The sequence below is a fragment of the Cellvibrio sp. 25HG11W-0 genome, assembly GCF_057815475.1.
In genome coordinates, this window is record NZ_CM174230.1 from 4,027,396 (window position 1) to 4,041,485 (window position 14,090).

Sequence of the window (14,090 nt, forward strand, 5' to 3'; positions counted from 1 at the left end):
TAGCGTCAAATAACTCACACCAATACACTTAGCTTATTAGCAATTCAGGAATCGTAGTCACAAATTTACAGTTCGCAGAAACATCAGGTTTTAACTGCGCCATAATTTCTTCTCGAATATTCCACGGTAATATCACCACATAATCTGGTTCATAGGACGCAAGTTGTGCAGGCGATAATATGGGAATATGACTACCGGGTAAAAACTTGCCCTGCTTGGAGGTTGCCGCATCAAACACAGCAGAAATTATGGTTTTGTCGACTTTCAAGTAATTCAAGAAAGTATTGCCTTTTGCCGCTGCACCATAGGCAACTACTGTTTTATTTTTTTGTTTGGCTTGTTGCAAAAAATCTAAGAAATCATTTGCCACACGCACTATCTCAGATTGAAAGCCGCCATAACCTTCTTTCGTCGTCATACCCATGCTCGCCTCATCAGCAAGGATCATCTCAACGCTAGGCTCAACAGTCCTAGATGACACTAGGCTCGACCAGACCCGCAGGCTGCCGCCATGAGTAGACAACACTTCTACTTTAAAAACATACAGACCCGCAGCCTGCAGAATTATGCGCAGACTGTGTAGCGACAAATAGGAATAGTGTTCGTGATAGATGGTGTCGAACTGTTTGTATTTTATTAGGTTTACTAAATGCGGAAACTCTACACTGCAGACACCATCAGGTTTAAGCATAGCCGCTATGCCCGCAACAAAATCGTTAATCGCAGGCACATGCGCCAAAACATTATTCGCAACAATCAAATCAGCGTGACCATAATGTTCGCGCAGTGAATGAGCCTGCGCCTTACCAAAAAACACTTCTACAACATTAATGCCTTTGCTCTTCGCGGCAGCCGCGGTGGCAGCCGTAGGTTCTACCCCTAAACAGGGGATTCCCGCACCGACAAAATATTGCAGTAAGTAACCATCATTCGCGGCCAGTTCCACAACAAAACTCTGTGTAGTTAAATTCAACTGTGCAATAGCTTGCTCCGCGAAACACTTCGCATGAGCAACCCATGTGGCAGACGTTGACGAAAAGTAGGCGTAATCTGCAGTAAATAACTCCTCAGCACGATTGTAATCTTCTGTCTGCACCAACCAACAGTGCTGACACACCCACACTTTTAAGGGAAAAGATTTTTCATTTTCGCATTCTTCACGTGAAGAGAGGTAAGCATTCGACGGAGGCATGATCCCTAAATCAATAAAAGGTAAAGTAAGATCCCGCTCACAGTGCCTACACTTCATAGGTTCGCCTCATATGCTGAAACTGAATACAACGGAAAGGATTGATCGCGAGCAGATAAATTTATTATTGGCAACGGCCATTGAATCGCAAACTGCGGGTCTTCAACACTAACGCCTGCATCAAGTTCAGGCTCATAGTCTTGGGTGTGTAAATAGAGTAGCTGGCTGTTATCCGCCAACACTTGAAAGCCATGGGCACAACCGGGCGGAATCAATAGCATTGTTTGATTATCTTCACTTAATTCGACTGCAAAACTCTCACCAAAGGTTGCTGAACCCGCGCGCAAATCTAAAATTACATCATGAACCCTACCGCGAATACAGCGCACCAGTTTGTATTCGCTGCTTTGCTGCCCTACCGTTGTCAAACGGTAGTGCATACCGCGCACAGTACCTACCGATAAATTCACAGAATGATTTATTTGGCGAATTTCTTGGCCAGCAAGAATCTCCTGCAACTCACTCAAACAAAACCAGCGGCTAAAAGAACCCCTATTATCAGCAATAGAATTTGATTCGATTAACTTAACGCCAGATAATGCGGTATCTATTACCGCTAATTTATTTTTCATAACTTATTATTGGCCCATGCCGCGCCACCCACTACCGCATCACTAATATAGTCATCTAGCTGCCGCTGAGACATTAGCTCCTGATTAAAATAAAAATGCTGATACCATTCAGCGGTATACCTTGCCGTTTTTTCGAAGCTCCAAATCGGCTGCCACCCTAAATGCAAGCGCGCAGCAGCGCTGTCTAATCTTAACTGTTCCGCTTCGTGTACCTGTGACGATGAATTCTCACACCAAGCTAGCGCCGGCCAATGTATTTTCATTTGCACTAAAAGATCTTCCACCGTTTTTCGCTGTGTCGAATCTGGCCCAAAATTCCACGCCACGGCTTTATCATTATCACCCGTCAACAAACGATGCGCCAAACATAAGTAACCTGATAACGAGTCCAACACATGTTGCCAAGGCCGTACCGCGAAAGGGTTGCGAATGATTAAAGGGCTTTGTTCATGCATACTTCGAATAATATCAGGAATTAAGCGATCACTCGCCCAATCGCCACCGCCGACAACATTGCCCGCGCGCGCCGTTGCCACCAGCACACCCTTGGGAGCAAAAAAACTACGTCTATAACTCTGCACGACTAATTCACACGCGGCCTTAGACGCGCTGTAGGGATCGTACCCACCCAATGAATCCGCTTCGACGAAAGCAACGCCGTCTTCATGGTTTTCATAAACCTTATCGGTCGTAATGACTAAAATCCCACGTAGAGAAGTCAGCTCACGACACGCCTCCAACACATTTGCCGTACCCATCACATTGGTTTGCCAAGTGAGCAAAGGCTGCGCGTAAGAACTACACACCAAAGGTTGTGCGGCCAAGTGAATAACAAGCTCGGGCTGCGCGGCTTGCATTAATTTTTTAATCTGAGGGAGATTATTAATATCTGCGTTGTGACTGACATGCGCGGTATTCAGCAAATTCCAATGGGATGGCTGTGTATCCGGCGGCAATGCTATGCCTGTTACATTCGCGCCGAGTTGTCTTAACCAAAGCGTGAGCCAACTGCCTTTAAACCCAGTATGCCCAGTGACCACAATTTTTCGCCCACGAAAAATATCAGCAAATAGAATCATTCCCACGACTTCCAAGGCGCCTTGCCACTCGCCCATAGCGATTCCAAATGATTCCTATCGCGCAGCGTATCCATTGGCTGCCAAAAGCCATGATGCTGGTACGCCATCAACTGCTGGGACTCAGCCAATGTTCTGAGAGGTTGCTCCTCCCAACTAACCTGATCCCCATCAATAAGATCGATACACTCCGGCGAAAGCACAAAAAACCCGCCATTAATCATGCCGCCATCACCAGGTGGTTTTTCGGTAAAACCTAATACTTGATTGCCATCACAGGTCAGTGCGCCATAGCGCCCCGGCGGCTGCACGGCGGTCACGGTTGCCTTTTTTTTATGCTGTCGATGAAACGCCACCAACTCACCAATATTCACATCCGACAAACCATCTCCATAAGTAAAACAGAAAGCATCCTCGCCCGCTAAAAACTCTTGTGCATATTTTAAACGGCCGCCTGTCAATGTGTGCTCACCGGTATTTAACAAGGTGACGCGCCAAGGTTCTGCGGCGCGATGATGAACCTGCATTTGATTGCTGGACATATCAAAGGTCACATCAGACATATGCAAGAAATAATTCGCAAAATACTCTTTAATCACATAGCCCTTGTAACCACAGCACACAATAAAATCATTTATGCCGTGGGCAGAATACATTTTCATGATGTGCCATAGAATTGGCTTGCCGCCAATTTCAATCATCGGTTTTGGCCTTAGGTGAGTCTCTTCGGAAATGCGGGTACCGAGCCCCCCCGCTAAAATGACAGCCTTCATAGCTACTCTCTCATTAATTCTTATTGTTCTAGTATAGAAATCATAAACACAATAACCACCCAACCCATCCACACCAAAACCAACGTCTATAACCCATAACTTGCAATGTTTGTACCGCCTAGTAATAAGCCCATAGACACACGCCTGCATCTGGATATTATTTGAATTCACACAACCGTAATATTTCATTCCACAAAAGCCGCTATGCTCAGCCCACCAAGGACTCTTGCGGCGGCGCACATGACAAGCTATGAAGTAGTAACTCCTCCTGATTTATTAGGTTTGCGCTCGATAGAGGCGCGCAAATTACTGAAACAGAAAATCCCGGAATTACTGGATCTTGAACGCATCATCCGCCAACACCTGCAACATATTGAGGTGCGCGTCGAGCAAACCTTGGAATACCTAGCGGAAGACGATGAGGCCGATGAGGCAAACAATTGCCGCAATCAAACCCTAGAATTGCCGCTTTACTCGCTCCGCCTAGGTTCCCGCGCGGCGAATGCTCCCACATTATTATTGACGGGCGGCATGCACGGCATAGAACGCATTGGCAGCCAAGTGTTAATCGCTTGGCTGCACACACTGCTTGAGCGTTTAAGCTGGGACATGCAGTTGCAACAACAGCTTGCGCAAATTCAATTAGTTCTCATGCCTATTTTGAACCCCGTGGGAATGTACTTAAATCAACGCAGCAATGGCAATGGCGTAGATCTCAATCGCAACGCGCCAATAGACGCAGAAGGCCGAGTACCCTTCCTGGGAGGAGGCCATCGACTTGGACCACTTTTGCCCTGGTATCGCGGGCGCAAGCGCGGTGAGATGGAAGAGGAAAACCTCGCCTTAGAACGCGTACTGCAGCGCTATATTTTTAATCGTCCCTTCGCTACCGTAGTGGATTTGCACTCGGGGCTCGGCATGCAAGATCGCCTCTGGTTTCCCCACGCCTATCGCAAAAAGCCCATTGCAAACATCGCGCAATATGTCGCGCTGAAAATGCTGTGGGAGCGAACCTACCCCAATCACACCTATTTAATAGAGCCACAATCTATTCACTACTTATCTCACGGCGATCTGTGGGATTACTTTTACTATCAATCGCGCGCGCAAAATCAGGCGCACTTTTTACCATTGACACTGGAGATGGGTTCTTGGTTGTGGGTAAAAAAAAGCCCACGGCAACTACTAAATTTTGCGGGACTATTCAACCCGCAAACACAGCATCGCCACACCCGCGTACTGCGCCGTCATTTAGTGTTATTAGATTTTATGCTCGCAGCAACGCTCAACCACCAACATTGGCTACCCGACAAAAAACAAACCGGCATACTCACGCAAACGGCGAATAGCTTATGGTTTAGTTAATAGGTAATTAAAACTCTGAAAATTCAAGAAAAATAAAACGGCAACGAATGTAAAGAATTCAGTATACGAGAATCATTATGCACTTTATTTTATTGCGCGGCCTCGCGCGCGAGGCGGCACACTGGCTAGACTTCCCCGCGCATTTGCACGCGGCTGTGGGCGATGCCTGCCAAGTCCACCTCATCGACTTCCCCGGCTGCGGGCTTAATTACCAACAAACCGCTCTCAACTCCGTCACCGCCATGACCGATTACGCCCGCAGCCAATTGAATATCGCGCCCGCGAGTGAAATTTATCTAGTAGGAATCTCCATGGGCGGCATGGTCGCATTAGATTGGGCGCAGCGCTTTCCTGCAGAACTTGGTGGGGTTGTGCTTATTAACTCCAGCGCTGGCAATCAACCTTGGTGGTGGCGCCTGCGCCCCAACGCCCTGCCCAGCATGTTACGAGCACTGTTGGGCGACTGGCGCACAAGGGAGACAAGAGTATTAAGATTGGTAAGCAATAATGTACAAGCTTATGAACAGCATCAACGCCAATGGCTCGCCATACAACAACTGCGCCCTGTTAGCCGTAAAACTATAACGACTATGTTGCGCGCTGCCGCTGCGTTTCGGCCACAGCCCACCTGCGTAGTAGCTGGCTTGGTATTAGCAAGTGAACGCGACCGCTTAGTGTCAGTGCATGCAAGCGAAAACCTCGCCCAACAATTCAACTGGCCATTAGTAAAGCACCCTTCAGCGGGGCACGACCTTCCCATGGATGATGCCAATTGGGTGCTAGGTGAAATTGCGCGCTGGCAAGCAGCGCTCGATTGAGGCGGTAATAATTAGCGGAGCGATGGAGCAAATAAAAAAACGAGACTTAACGAATCAGCGCAACTTTAGTATTCATTTTTTTATTGAATTTTAAAATAGCACTTGCGTGGGCCTCGTTGATAAGCGGGATTATCTCAAAGAACTTAGCCTCTGTTGGATTGAGGATTTGCACCCAGTTCATCCAGCCGTAAATTGGGTGCGGCATGAGTTCATTGAGGGCGCTAAAGTCGTGGCCAGTATCAATAATGCAACCCTTAGCGGGCCGTTTAGGCTTTGTACCAAATAGCCGTTAATCAGCGTGCAAACCTTTCTAATAGCAAAATAAAAGATAAAAAATATTTACTTATGTAACCGATTACATATACACTTAACCATCATGCAGAGTGAAAAACCATGAGTGAGCACACCGCAGATATTGCCAAAAATATATCGCCCCCAGAGTCCATCATGCGCAATGTTTCGTGCACACCAGATCTAATCACTCGCCTCCACAAGGCCGCCTTCCTGTTTAGCTTCACCCCCTTTCCTCTCTCACGTTAACAGTGTGATAGGATTTTTTAGGAGCTTCGTATGACTCATTTCACTAATAAATGGAAGAACATTTTCCCTATCCTCTTTTCATTTTTGCTCTTTGCATTTAGCAGTCAATCAATATCAAAAGAAGCCATTCAGCCCAATGTGATATTGATTATGGCGGACGATCAAGGCTGGGGGGATTTGGGTTTCAACGGCAACAAAATAGTAGATACTAAAAATCTTGATGGTCTCTTCTCCCAATCCGTTGTGTTTGATCGATTTTATGTAAGCCCGGTTTGCTCACCAACAAGAGCAAGTTTATTAACCGGACGCCACTCACTGGCCACCGGTGTATTCAGTGTGACCCGAGGTGGAGAAAAAATAAATATTGCCGAAAATACAATAGCCGAACTGTTACAAGCAGAAGGTTATAACACCGGAATTTTTGGTAAGTGGCACAATGGGCTGCAATACCCTTATAGCCCAAACGGACAAGGCTTCGATGAATTTTACGGTTTCGCAGATGGGCACATCACCCGCTATTTTGATGGAAAAATTCAGCACAATGCCAAAGCCATTAAATACACCGGTTATTTGCCAGATCGTTTAACAGATGCCGCGCTATCCTTTATAGAAAAAAATAAAAACACCCCTTTTTTTACTTATCTTTCTTTTAATACTCCCCACAGTCCATATGAGCTGCCAAAAATATTATTTGAAAAGTACCAAGCCAAGGGAATAGATAATAATGCGGCTGCTGTTTATGGCATGATGGAAAATCTTGATGACAATGTTGGCCGTGTACTACTGAAAATAAAATCCCTCGGCATAGAAAAGAACACCATTGTTATTTATCTGTCTGATAATGGCCCTGCATTTGGGCATGGACATCATCGCTTTAATGGCCATATGAAAGGCTGGAAAGGAAAAGTAGACGAAGGCGGAGTAAGAGTGCCCTTCGCAATTTATTGGCCGGAAAAATACAAAGCCACAAAAATTGACACCATCGCACAACACATCGATGTTGTGCCCACCATTTTGGATTTGGTTGGACTTCCGATAAAAAGCAATATTCACGGTTTAAGTTTGCTGCCGCTGTTAAATGGCGACGCAAACAGCGGTAAAACTTTCTCCGACCGAATGTTATTTACCCATCATTTCCGCAATACCACAAGGCCAGAACAACAGCCCGTGCAACATAACCCTGGAGCAGTACGCCAAGGCAATTGGATCGCGGTATTAGACGAAACCGATTCCTGGTATCTGTTTGATGTTAAATCTGATCCCAGTCAGAAAAATAATCTAGCAGAGAAAAACAAAGATGTTTTGCGTCACTTGTCGAGCACTTATGATAATTGGTACGAAAAAACTATAGCTGAACATGGTGCATTTCGGCCACTACCCATTCATATTGGCTATAAAAACTTTCCCGAAACTTTTCTTCCGGCGCATGAAGGAGAACTTCAGGGAACCGGCATTGATTACAAATTTAAATACGGCTGGTCACACGATTGGATCACTACCATTAGCGCCGATAAAAGCGTCGCCTTCTGGCCCATTAGCATAAAGCAGACAGGCAAATACCACCTTTATATTGGTTACTTCGCACCAACCGATGTAGCGGCAGGACAAGTAGCACTTACTATTGGCGAGCACACATTAAAGCTGAATAAATTCAAGCCATATATTGCCACAATCGACGAAGGCAAACGCCTATCTTACACAGATGAAGCTCCTGCTGTAAGCTGGAAAGAATACGATGTCGGCCAGTTAAATTTAACTAAAGGAGATAGCAGTATTAAACTGATCTTTAATGATTTTGACCCGCAGCACTCGTTAAATATTGGCTACATCAGGGTGGTATACAAAAAATAACTGCTCAGTAGCAATTGACTATCGAAAAAATATATAACACCAAAAATCCACATTAACCTGATGAATTCCGATAAAAAATGAACAAACTTTTAAATGTAATTACTCGATCATTAATGCCTATAGTACTGGCCTTTACCGAGCAGAGCTTCGCAGCGACATTACCGCACAACCACCAAAACAGCGAATCAACAGATGGACTGCGCATAAACGCATTGAAAAATTCTTTAGAATTTTTTAACCGCTATGCCTATAACAAGGAACTCAACACCTATTATTCCGAAATAGCCAATGATGGTGCAGTAGTGTCTACGCGTATTCATACCGTCGCCCTGAGCCGGTTAATTTATAGCCTTTCTTATTCAGCAAAATATTTTCCGGAAAATATTCAAAAAGCCAAAGACTCAGCCAACTACCTATTAAATAACCTGGTCGTCAGCGACAACATTGGTCCTTATTTTATTCCGTCTATAGCCAATGGCGTGGCAGAAACAAATGACGTTCTCGATATATGGCAGCAAGCCTACGGACTCACGGGGTTAACTGAGTTGTATCGCAATACCGGCGATGCAAATTTACTTAAAACAATTCACGGTTTACATGACGCATTTGTGCGCCGATTTCATGATCGCCAATACGGCGGCTTCTACAACAATTATTCGCTTAGTTCAGGCCAACAAACCGCAGAGAAATCAATTCAATCGCTTATCTATCCCATATCGGCTTACATGGGAAACCTTTGGTTGTCCGACACTAGGAATCGCGCAAAGTATCAACCGTTTTTGCAAGAAAACCTGCAGATTATTATGCACCATCACATATGGAGTGAAGAAAACGGATGGATCAATGCAAAATTTAATCGCCAATGGAAACCCTGCGAACAAAAGGAGCAGGATGAGATATGCTTTAGTGTTAGCCCCGGCCACAACTTTCAACTGGCCTGGTTTCTACTGCGTTCACACGAGTGGAATTTTTTACCGAAAGAAGACCGCCAGTACTATCGCCAGCTAGGTGAGCACATCATAGACATCACCTTAGCCAAGCCAGTATGGGACAAAAAGAACGGCGGTTTTTTTGAAAACGTTAATCCAACAGATGACGCAGTTCTATCAGAAAAAAAATCCTGGTGGCAACATTCCGAGGCGCTGATTGCATTATCCTATGACGCAGAGCGCCACAGCGGCGAACTTGCCACCCTAGAGAAATTTTATTTTGGAAACTTTATTGACTATAAAGTGGGCGGAGAGTTTTTTTACATTGACAAAAATAATCAGCCTATTTTAGATGAGCCAAAAGGAAGTAAAGGCAAGTCCTCTTATCATATCACCGAAGCAATACGCTATTTAATTGAAAGTAAATACAGCCAAAAATCACCACCAAGCTCTAATTAGTTAGCGCTAGATTAGTCTGATTTTTTTATTGAACTTCAAAACTGCACTTGCGTGGGCCTCTTTGACAAGCGGGATTATCTCAAAGAACTTAGCCTCTGCTGGATTGAGGATTTGCACCCAGTTCATCCAGCCGTAAATTGGGTGCGGCATGAGTTCATTGAGGGCGCTAAAGTCGTGGCCAGTATCAATAATGCAACCCTTAGCGGGCCGTTTAGGCTTTGTACCAAATAGCGTCTCATAGCTGCTTTTAGTAATTCCAATACTCAGCCTAAAAACTCCGCCTCTATCCAGCGCAGACGACTTGTCATTGTCTCCATTTTTTTCTTTAAGGGTGCAGAAATACACCCCATGCGGCAGTGCTTTTTCTGGATTGTAAAATAAAGAGGTTTCCCCCCAACTGGATTTCGGAATAACACCTGCAAGGTTATTCACAACATACTCAATGATTTTCTCGGACTGCATAATATTTCCTTATAATAAACGGACTAGCTGCACGCATGAAAAACCTAGCAGTAAATTTTTATAGACCAAGTAAACGTAGATTTTTAATTTTATGATATCGAAGCGACAGTGAAATACAGACTTTCAACTCAGTTAAAGGCAAATCTTCAGCGAGTGGAAATACAATTTCGCGCTGCCCTTGATACCGAAAAATATCACCGAATACTTCTTTAAATGTTTCTACCAACGAAGTTTGACAATTAACGTAGAGCGACAATTGTTGAGGGAATTTAGGCTTCCAATCAAGCCTGAGCGCACTGCCCCCTTTCACGCAGTAGCTTGGCTCTCCCCACTTTAATGTTTCCATAACAACGCCCAAGCCCTCAGCTTTGGCAACCGCAAAAATCGCCGTGCGAACCTCAAGAAAGCAGGCTTGTGCACTACTGGGGTAGGTTTCAAACTTCTTTTGTACACTAGCGTCCATATTGATTTCTCATCAGCTCACCTACGCGTTTAATTTACCGGTAAAAAATTAATTTCACCGCACCTGAAAACGCTAAAATAATGCAGGATTTATGCATTCTATTTTGCTTTTTTGATTCACCTGCAAAAATCAATTTTATACTCTACAGAGTGCAGAGCTATTCACCAACAACACAGCAATTTGCAATCGTTTACAAAAAACACCTTATAGAAACATGAGAAAAGCTGACACAAAAATCAGCATCCATGAGCTATATTCAATTCAACCCTAAGCTTGCACCTTGATAATTTTTTAGGGGAAAAAAGTCAAACGTCTACTCGCTATTAATAACTATAAAAGGCAATTAACCATGAATGCGATAAATCACTTTTGTCACACCTACCGCAATTTTTTAACAGTGACCTGCGTAGGTTTAATTTTTTTCTGCCTCAACAATAATGCGCTAGCCGCTAAGTGTGAATACATTGTCAGCAATCAATGGAATTCAGGTTTTACCGCACTTATCCGCATCACTAACAACAGCAGCGCGAACATCAACGGCTGGAGCATTAGCTGGCAATACAATAAAGATCGCCTAGTGGATGGCTGGAATACTAATTTAATCGGCAACAATCCCTACTCGGCATCCAATTTAGACTGGAATAAAACCATTGCCGCTGGGCAATTTATCGAATTTGGGGTGAAAGGCACCAAAGGCGGAGCGACCCCAGAAACACCTAGCTTTAGTGGCGCGCTCTGTGCTGGCGCTAGCCAACCAGCCGCTTCGGTAACCGCCAGTAGTAAACCCGCCGCATCAACACCAGCGAGCAGTAAACCCGCCTCTAGCAGCCCCGCGCAAATCACCTGGAAGCATTGTGCCGATGAAAAAGAGACCTGCTCTTTCAAGGGTCAAACAACTGTGCGTTACGGCGCCATAAACGCTTGGGCAACTAAAACCATCACCGCATCCACTGCCTGCACTAACGCAGTATTTGGCGACCCCATTCCCGGCACGCGCAAATCCTGCCAGGTGCCCGCCAATGTAACCCTAAGTGACCCAGAGCCAAAAGCCTTAACACCCTTAGCAACGGCTGAAGTGCTCTCGGCATCGAAGCTAGTGGATAAAGCCCATGTGTCCGACGGTACCGACCGCATGCTCAATGGTGTGCGCCGTTTTCAAGATGAACTTGGCGCAAATGCCATTACCTATAAAGGCTACCAATATGTGATTTATTACACCGGCAAAGACAGAAGCAAGGGCGATGCAGCAACCTCAAAAGTAATGGTGGCGCGCCGCAAACTGGGCGGCAACTGGGAGCACGCCGAAGTAAAAGGCTACACACTCACCTCTGAAGACGCACACAACCGCAATGAGATTGGCATATCCACGGGCGATGGTGTCATCCACATCACCTTCGATCACCACAACTCAAAAACATTTAACTATGCCGCCACTAAAGTGGGTGCGGCCAACTATCCAGACACTACCGTCTGGAACGATTCAGTATTTACCTACAACGCCAATGCCGGGCTGCCCGCCAGCACCTTTAGCGACAACCTAACCTCGGTAACCTACCCGGCTTTTTACGCCACCACCCGCGGCAACTTGGTGCTCTATTACCGCGGCGGCGGCGCCAATAACGGCGCTATGATTATTGGAAAATATGATGCAGACAGCCACAAATGGCTGTTCACCAGAAAATTCTCCTCGCCCACCGGCACCTACAACGGCAGCTATGGTACACGTGGCCCCTACGCCGCCGCAGGGTCAATTATTGCGCCCAATGGCGATTTAAAAATCACCTGGATCTGGCGCGAAGAAACCGCGCGCTGCCTCAACCAATCGACCGACCATCGCAAGTGCGGCCACGGCATCTATTTCGCCCGCAGCCCCGACGAAGGGGTAGCCTGGTACAACCAAGCGGGCGATTTGGTGACAGACTTAAACAGCAACAAACTTTTGTCGGTTGATAATATTGGCCGCCCAGTTGTGGATGTGCCACAAAATGTAGGCCCGAGCAACACCAGCAACAACTCCGCGATAGACCCAAAAACTGGCAATGTGCATGTCATGATGCGCCACCTAAACGCACCCAACGGCCAAGAGGTAATGAACCACTACCTGGGCACACCCAACGGCAGCTGGAGTCGCTTAAGCGCAAGCAATGCCAGCACCGGTGGCAACATCAGCTTCGTGGGCGACATAGCCTACTCACTGGGCAGCTCAACTATTTCCTACGCTACACGCGCCACCAACTTCACCGACTGGAAGCAAATAGCCTTGCCGCAGGTGCAGGGCCCCAAAGGAACCCAAGCGCTGAATGATGGCGGAACAGTAAATTGGGATCTTGGACGCTTAGAAGAGGGGATCGCATCGCTAGTCTGGCAATTCAAAACTACCGATGTCCTAAACGGCGCCCCCTCCCCCATTTGGGTTTACGAGCTACGCCTAGCGGAATAACACATTCGCACGAAATAGCACCTAACTGTTGTTGGGTGCTTTTTTACGATAAAGACTAAGCCAACACAACCTGCTGCTAACGCAACAACACTAGGGCAAACAACAATAGCCACAATACCTGAGAGCCATAATTAAGCGGTTGATATAGACCAAAGCCAACACGTTTCAAAGAATAACCTGACCGTCACGGCCCCCCCTCCCCTCATTACCCCCGCGCAAAAAAACATTCCAAACCACCCAAAATGAAACCGATTACATATTTACAAATATTGACCCCACTTAACCCAATGAAAAACTACACTGAGATACTTACAGCAGATTTTTGTGGCATTAACACTACCCAAAATAATTACCGAGGTTTCATATGAGTAACCTACGCCCCTTTGGCACAGACTCCAGCGCGCTTAATCTAAGCTCCAGCGCTGCCGACCTTTACCCCAGCGACATAACCCTTAGCCGCCGCCAAGCTATTAAGACCCTGGCGCTGGCCTGTGGGCTGGGGCTTGCCAGCAGCAGTTTGCAGGCGCTGGCCGCGCTGGGGTTGCCGCGCGATATGAGCCGCAGCAGCAAAACCCTGCTGAGTGATGCCGAGTTAACGTTGGTGCGCACTATTGGCGAGTTAATTATTCCCACTACCGATACCCCCGGCGCTATAGCCGCAGGGGTGCATGACTTTATCAATCACTTTGCCAGCAGTTGCGCTACGCCCGCCGAGCAGAAGCAATTGCAGCGCAGTTTGGCGCGCGCGGCAAGCGCGGCCCAAAGCCGCCATCAACAGCCATTTTTGGCGCTGAGCCAAGTGCAGCAGCTGGCGCTACTAACCCACATGGAATTGGCCCAGAAGGAATTTAACGCCCAAGACCGCAGCGATTTTAAATACCTTAAAGGGCTAGTGCTGCTCGGTTACTACACCTCAGAAGTGGGCGCCACCCAAGAGCTGCGCTATGACGCAGTGCCCGGTGGCTTTAAGGGCGAGGTGAAATTTAGCAAAGTCGGTAAGGCCTGGAGCCTAATTCCACTGCCCTAAGCTACGCCGACAAAAACAGCCCAAACAAACGCCTTAAACCAGCCAAAAAATAGCGCGAAGACTTAA

At 46.4% G+C, this 14,090-nt stretch carries 13 protein-coding genes; 6 read left to right on the top strand and 7 right to left on the bottom strand.

Features of this window, described 5'->3' with window-relative positions; genetic code table 11:
* Positions 1–28: 28 nt before the first annotated feature.
* The 4 genes from AC0KUT_RS16855 to rfbF are packed head-to-tail and all read right to left on the bottom strand — an operon-like array spanning position 29 to position 3,670.
* Positions 29–1,249, bottom strand: a complete 1,221-nt coding sequence (locus tag AC0KUT_RS16855) for a methyltransferase domain-containing protein (RefSeq protein WP_488831569.1) — start codon at positions 1,247–1,249, stop codon at positions 29–31.
* On the bottom strand, positions 1,246–1,821 hold the full coding sequence (locus tag AC0KUT_RS16860; protein ID WP_488831571.1) for a dTDP-4-dehydrorhamnose 3,5-epimerase family protein: 576 nt from the start codon (positions 1,819–1,821) through the stop codon (positions 1,246–1,248). Before AC0KUT_RS16860 ends, AC0KUT_RS16855 begins: the two co-directional genes overlap by 4 nt.
* A complete protein-coding gene (gene rfbG, locus AC0KUT_RS16865) occupies positions 1,818–2,936 on the bottom strand; it encodes a CDP-glucose 4,6-dehydratase (protein ID WP_488831572.1) in 1,119 nt (372 codons plus the stop codon). The genes AC0KUT_RS16860 and rfbG overlap by 4 nt, the downstream gene beginning before the upstream one ends.
* The gene (gene rfbF, locus AC0KUT_RS16870) at positions 2,897–3,670 is read right to left on the bottom strand and encodes a glucose-1-phosphate cytidylyltransferase (protein WP_488831573.1); all 774 of its coding nucleotides are present in this window, start codon (positions 3,668–3,670) and stop codon (positions 2,897–2,899) included. Before rfbF ends, rfbG begins: the two co-directional genes overlap by 40 nt.
* Positions 3,671–3,910: 240 nt before the next feature.
* Here rfbF and AC0KUT_RS16875 point away from each other — a divergent pair, with 240 nt between their 5' ends.
* Both AC0KUT_RS16875 and AC0KUT_RS16880 read left to right on the top strand, forming a co-directional pair.
* On the top strand, positions 3,911–5,035 hold the full coding sequence (locus tag AC0KUT_RS16875; RefSeq protein WP_488831574.1) for a DUF2817 domain-containing protein: 1,125 nt from the start codon (positions 3,911–3,913) through the stop codon (positions 5,033–5,035).
* A gap of 77 nt (positions 5,036–5,112) precedes the next feature.
* A complete protein-coding gene (locus AC0KUT_RS16880) occupies positions 5,113–5,853 on the top strand; it encodes an alpha/beta fold hydrolase (protein ID WP_488831575.1) in 741 nt (246 codons plus the stop codon).
* A 46-nt stretch (positions 5,854–5,899) separates the two neighbouring features.
* Here the strand turns inward: AC0KUT_RS16880 and AC0KUT_RS16885 are convergent, their stop codons facing one another.
* On the bottom strand, positions 5,900–6,100 hold the full coding sequence (locus tag AC0KUT_RS16885) for a DUF6194 family protein (protein WP_488835775.1): 201 nt from the start codon (positions 6,098–6,100) through the stop codon (positions 5,900–5,902).
* A gap of 323 nt (positions 6,101–6,423) precedes the next feature.
* On the opposite strand from AC0KUT_RS16885, the gene AC0KUT_RS16890 reads away from it, so the two are divergent.
* Entirely contained in the window at positions 6,424–8,244 is a 1,821-nt protein-coding gene (locus tag AC0KUT_RS16890) for an arylsulfatase (RefSeq protein ID WP_488831576.1), read from the top strand.
* Between the two features lie 77 nt (positions 8,245–8,321).
* Positions 8,322–9,632 (top strand): AGE family epimerase/isomerase, encoded by a 1,311-nt coding sequence (locus AC0KUT_RS16895; RefSeq protein ID WP_488831577.1) that lies wholly within the window; start codon positions 8,322–8,324, stop codon positions 9,630–9,632.
* Positions 9,633–9,638: 6 nt separating this feature from the next.
* Here the strand turns inward: AC0KUT_RS16895 and AC0KUT_RS16900 are convergent, their stop codons facing one another.
* Positions 9,639–10,094 (bottom strand): DUF6194 family protein, encoded by a 456-nt coding sequence (locus tag AC0KUT_RS16900; RefSeq protein ID WP_488831578.1) that lies wholly within the window; start codon positions 10,092–10,094, stop codon positions 9,639–9,641.
* Positions 10,095–10,152: 58 nt separating this feature from the next.
* Positions 10,153–10,557, bottom strand: coding sequence for a DUF1801 domain-containing protein (locus tag AC0KUT_RS16905; protein WP_488831579.1), 405 nt, complete (start codon positions 10,555–10,557; stop codon positions 10,153–10,155).
* Positions 10,558–10,906: 349 nt separating this feature from the next.
* Here AC0KUT_RS16905 and AC0KUT_RS16910 point away from each other — a divergent pair, with 349 nt between their 5' ends.
* Both AC0KUT_RS16910 and AC0KUT_RS16915 read left to right on the top strand, forming a co-directional pair.
* Entirely contained in the window at positions 10,907–12,997 is a 2,091-nt protein-coding gene (locus tag AC0KUT_RS16910) for a BNR-4 repeat-containing protein (RefSeq protein ID WP_488831580.1), read from the top strand.
* A gap of 364 nt (positions 12,998–13,361) precedes the next feature.
* Entirely contained in the window at positions 13,362–14,024 is a 663-nt protein-coding gene (locus AC0KUT_RS16915; RefSeq protein ID WP_488831581.1) for a gluconate 2-dehydrogenase subunit 3 family protein, read from the top strand.
* Positions 14,025–14,090: the final 66 nt, after the last annotated feature.

Bases quoted from the DNA above. Each gene is read 5' to 3' on its own strand.
- AC0KUT_RS16855 (WP_488831569.1), bottom strand. From the start codon at position 1,249: ATGAAGTGTAGGCACTGTGAGCGGGATCTTACTTTACCTTTTATTGAT.
- AC0KUT_RS16860 (WP_488831571.1), bottom strand. From the start codon at position 1,821: ATGAAAAATAAATTAGCGGTAATAGATACCGCATTATCTGGCGTTAAG.
- rfbG (WP_488831572.1), bottom strand. From the start codon at position 2,936: ATGGGCGAGTGGCAAGGCGCCTTGGAAGTCGTGGGAATGATTCTATTT.
- rfbF (WP_488831573.1), bottom strand. From the start codon at position 3,670: ATGAAGGCTGTCATTTTAGCGGGGGGGCTCGGTACCCGCATTTCCGAA.
- AC0KUT_RS16875 (WP_488831574.1), top strand. From the start codon at position 3,911: ATGACAAGCTATGAAGTAGTAACTCCTCCTGATTTATTAGGTTTGCGC.
- AC0KUT_RS16880 (WP_488831575.1), top strand. From the start codon at position 5,113: ATGCACTTTATTTTATTGCGCGGCCTCGCGCGCGAGGCGGCACACTGG.
- AC0KUT_RS16890 (WP_488831576.1), top strand. From the start codon at position 6,424: ATGACTCATTTCACTAATAAATGGAAGAACATTTTCCCTATCCTCTTT.
- AC0KUT_RS16895 (WP_488831577.1), top strand. From the start codon at position 8,322: ATGAACAAACTTTTAAATGTAATTACTCGATCATTAATGCCTATAGTA.
- AC0KUT_RS16900 (WP_488831578.1), bottom strand. From the start codon at position 10,094: ATGCAGTCCGAGAAAATCATTGAGTATGTTGTGAATAACCTTGCAGGT.
- AC0KUT_RS16905 (WP_488831579.1), bottom strand. From the start codon at position 10,557: ATGGACGCTAGTGTACAAAAGAAGTTTGAAACCTACCCCAGTAGTGCA.
- AC0KUT_RS16910 (WP_488831580.1), top strand. From the start codon at position 10,907: ATGAATGCGATAAATCACTTTTGTCACACCTACCGCAATTTTTTAACA.
- AC0KUT_RS16915 (WP_488831581.1), top strand. From the start codon at position 13,362: ATGAGTAACCTACGCCCCTTTGGCACAGACTCCAGCGCGCTTAATCTA.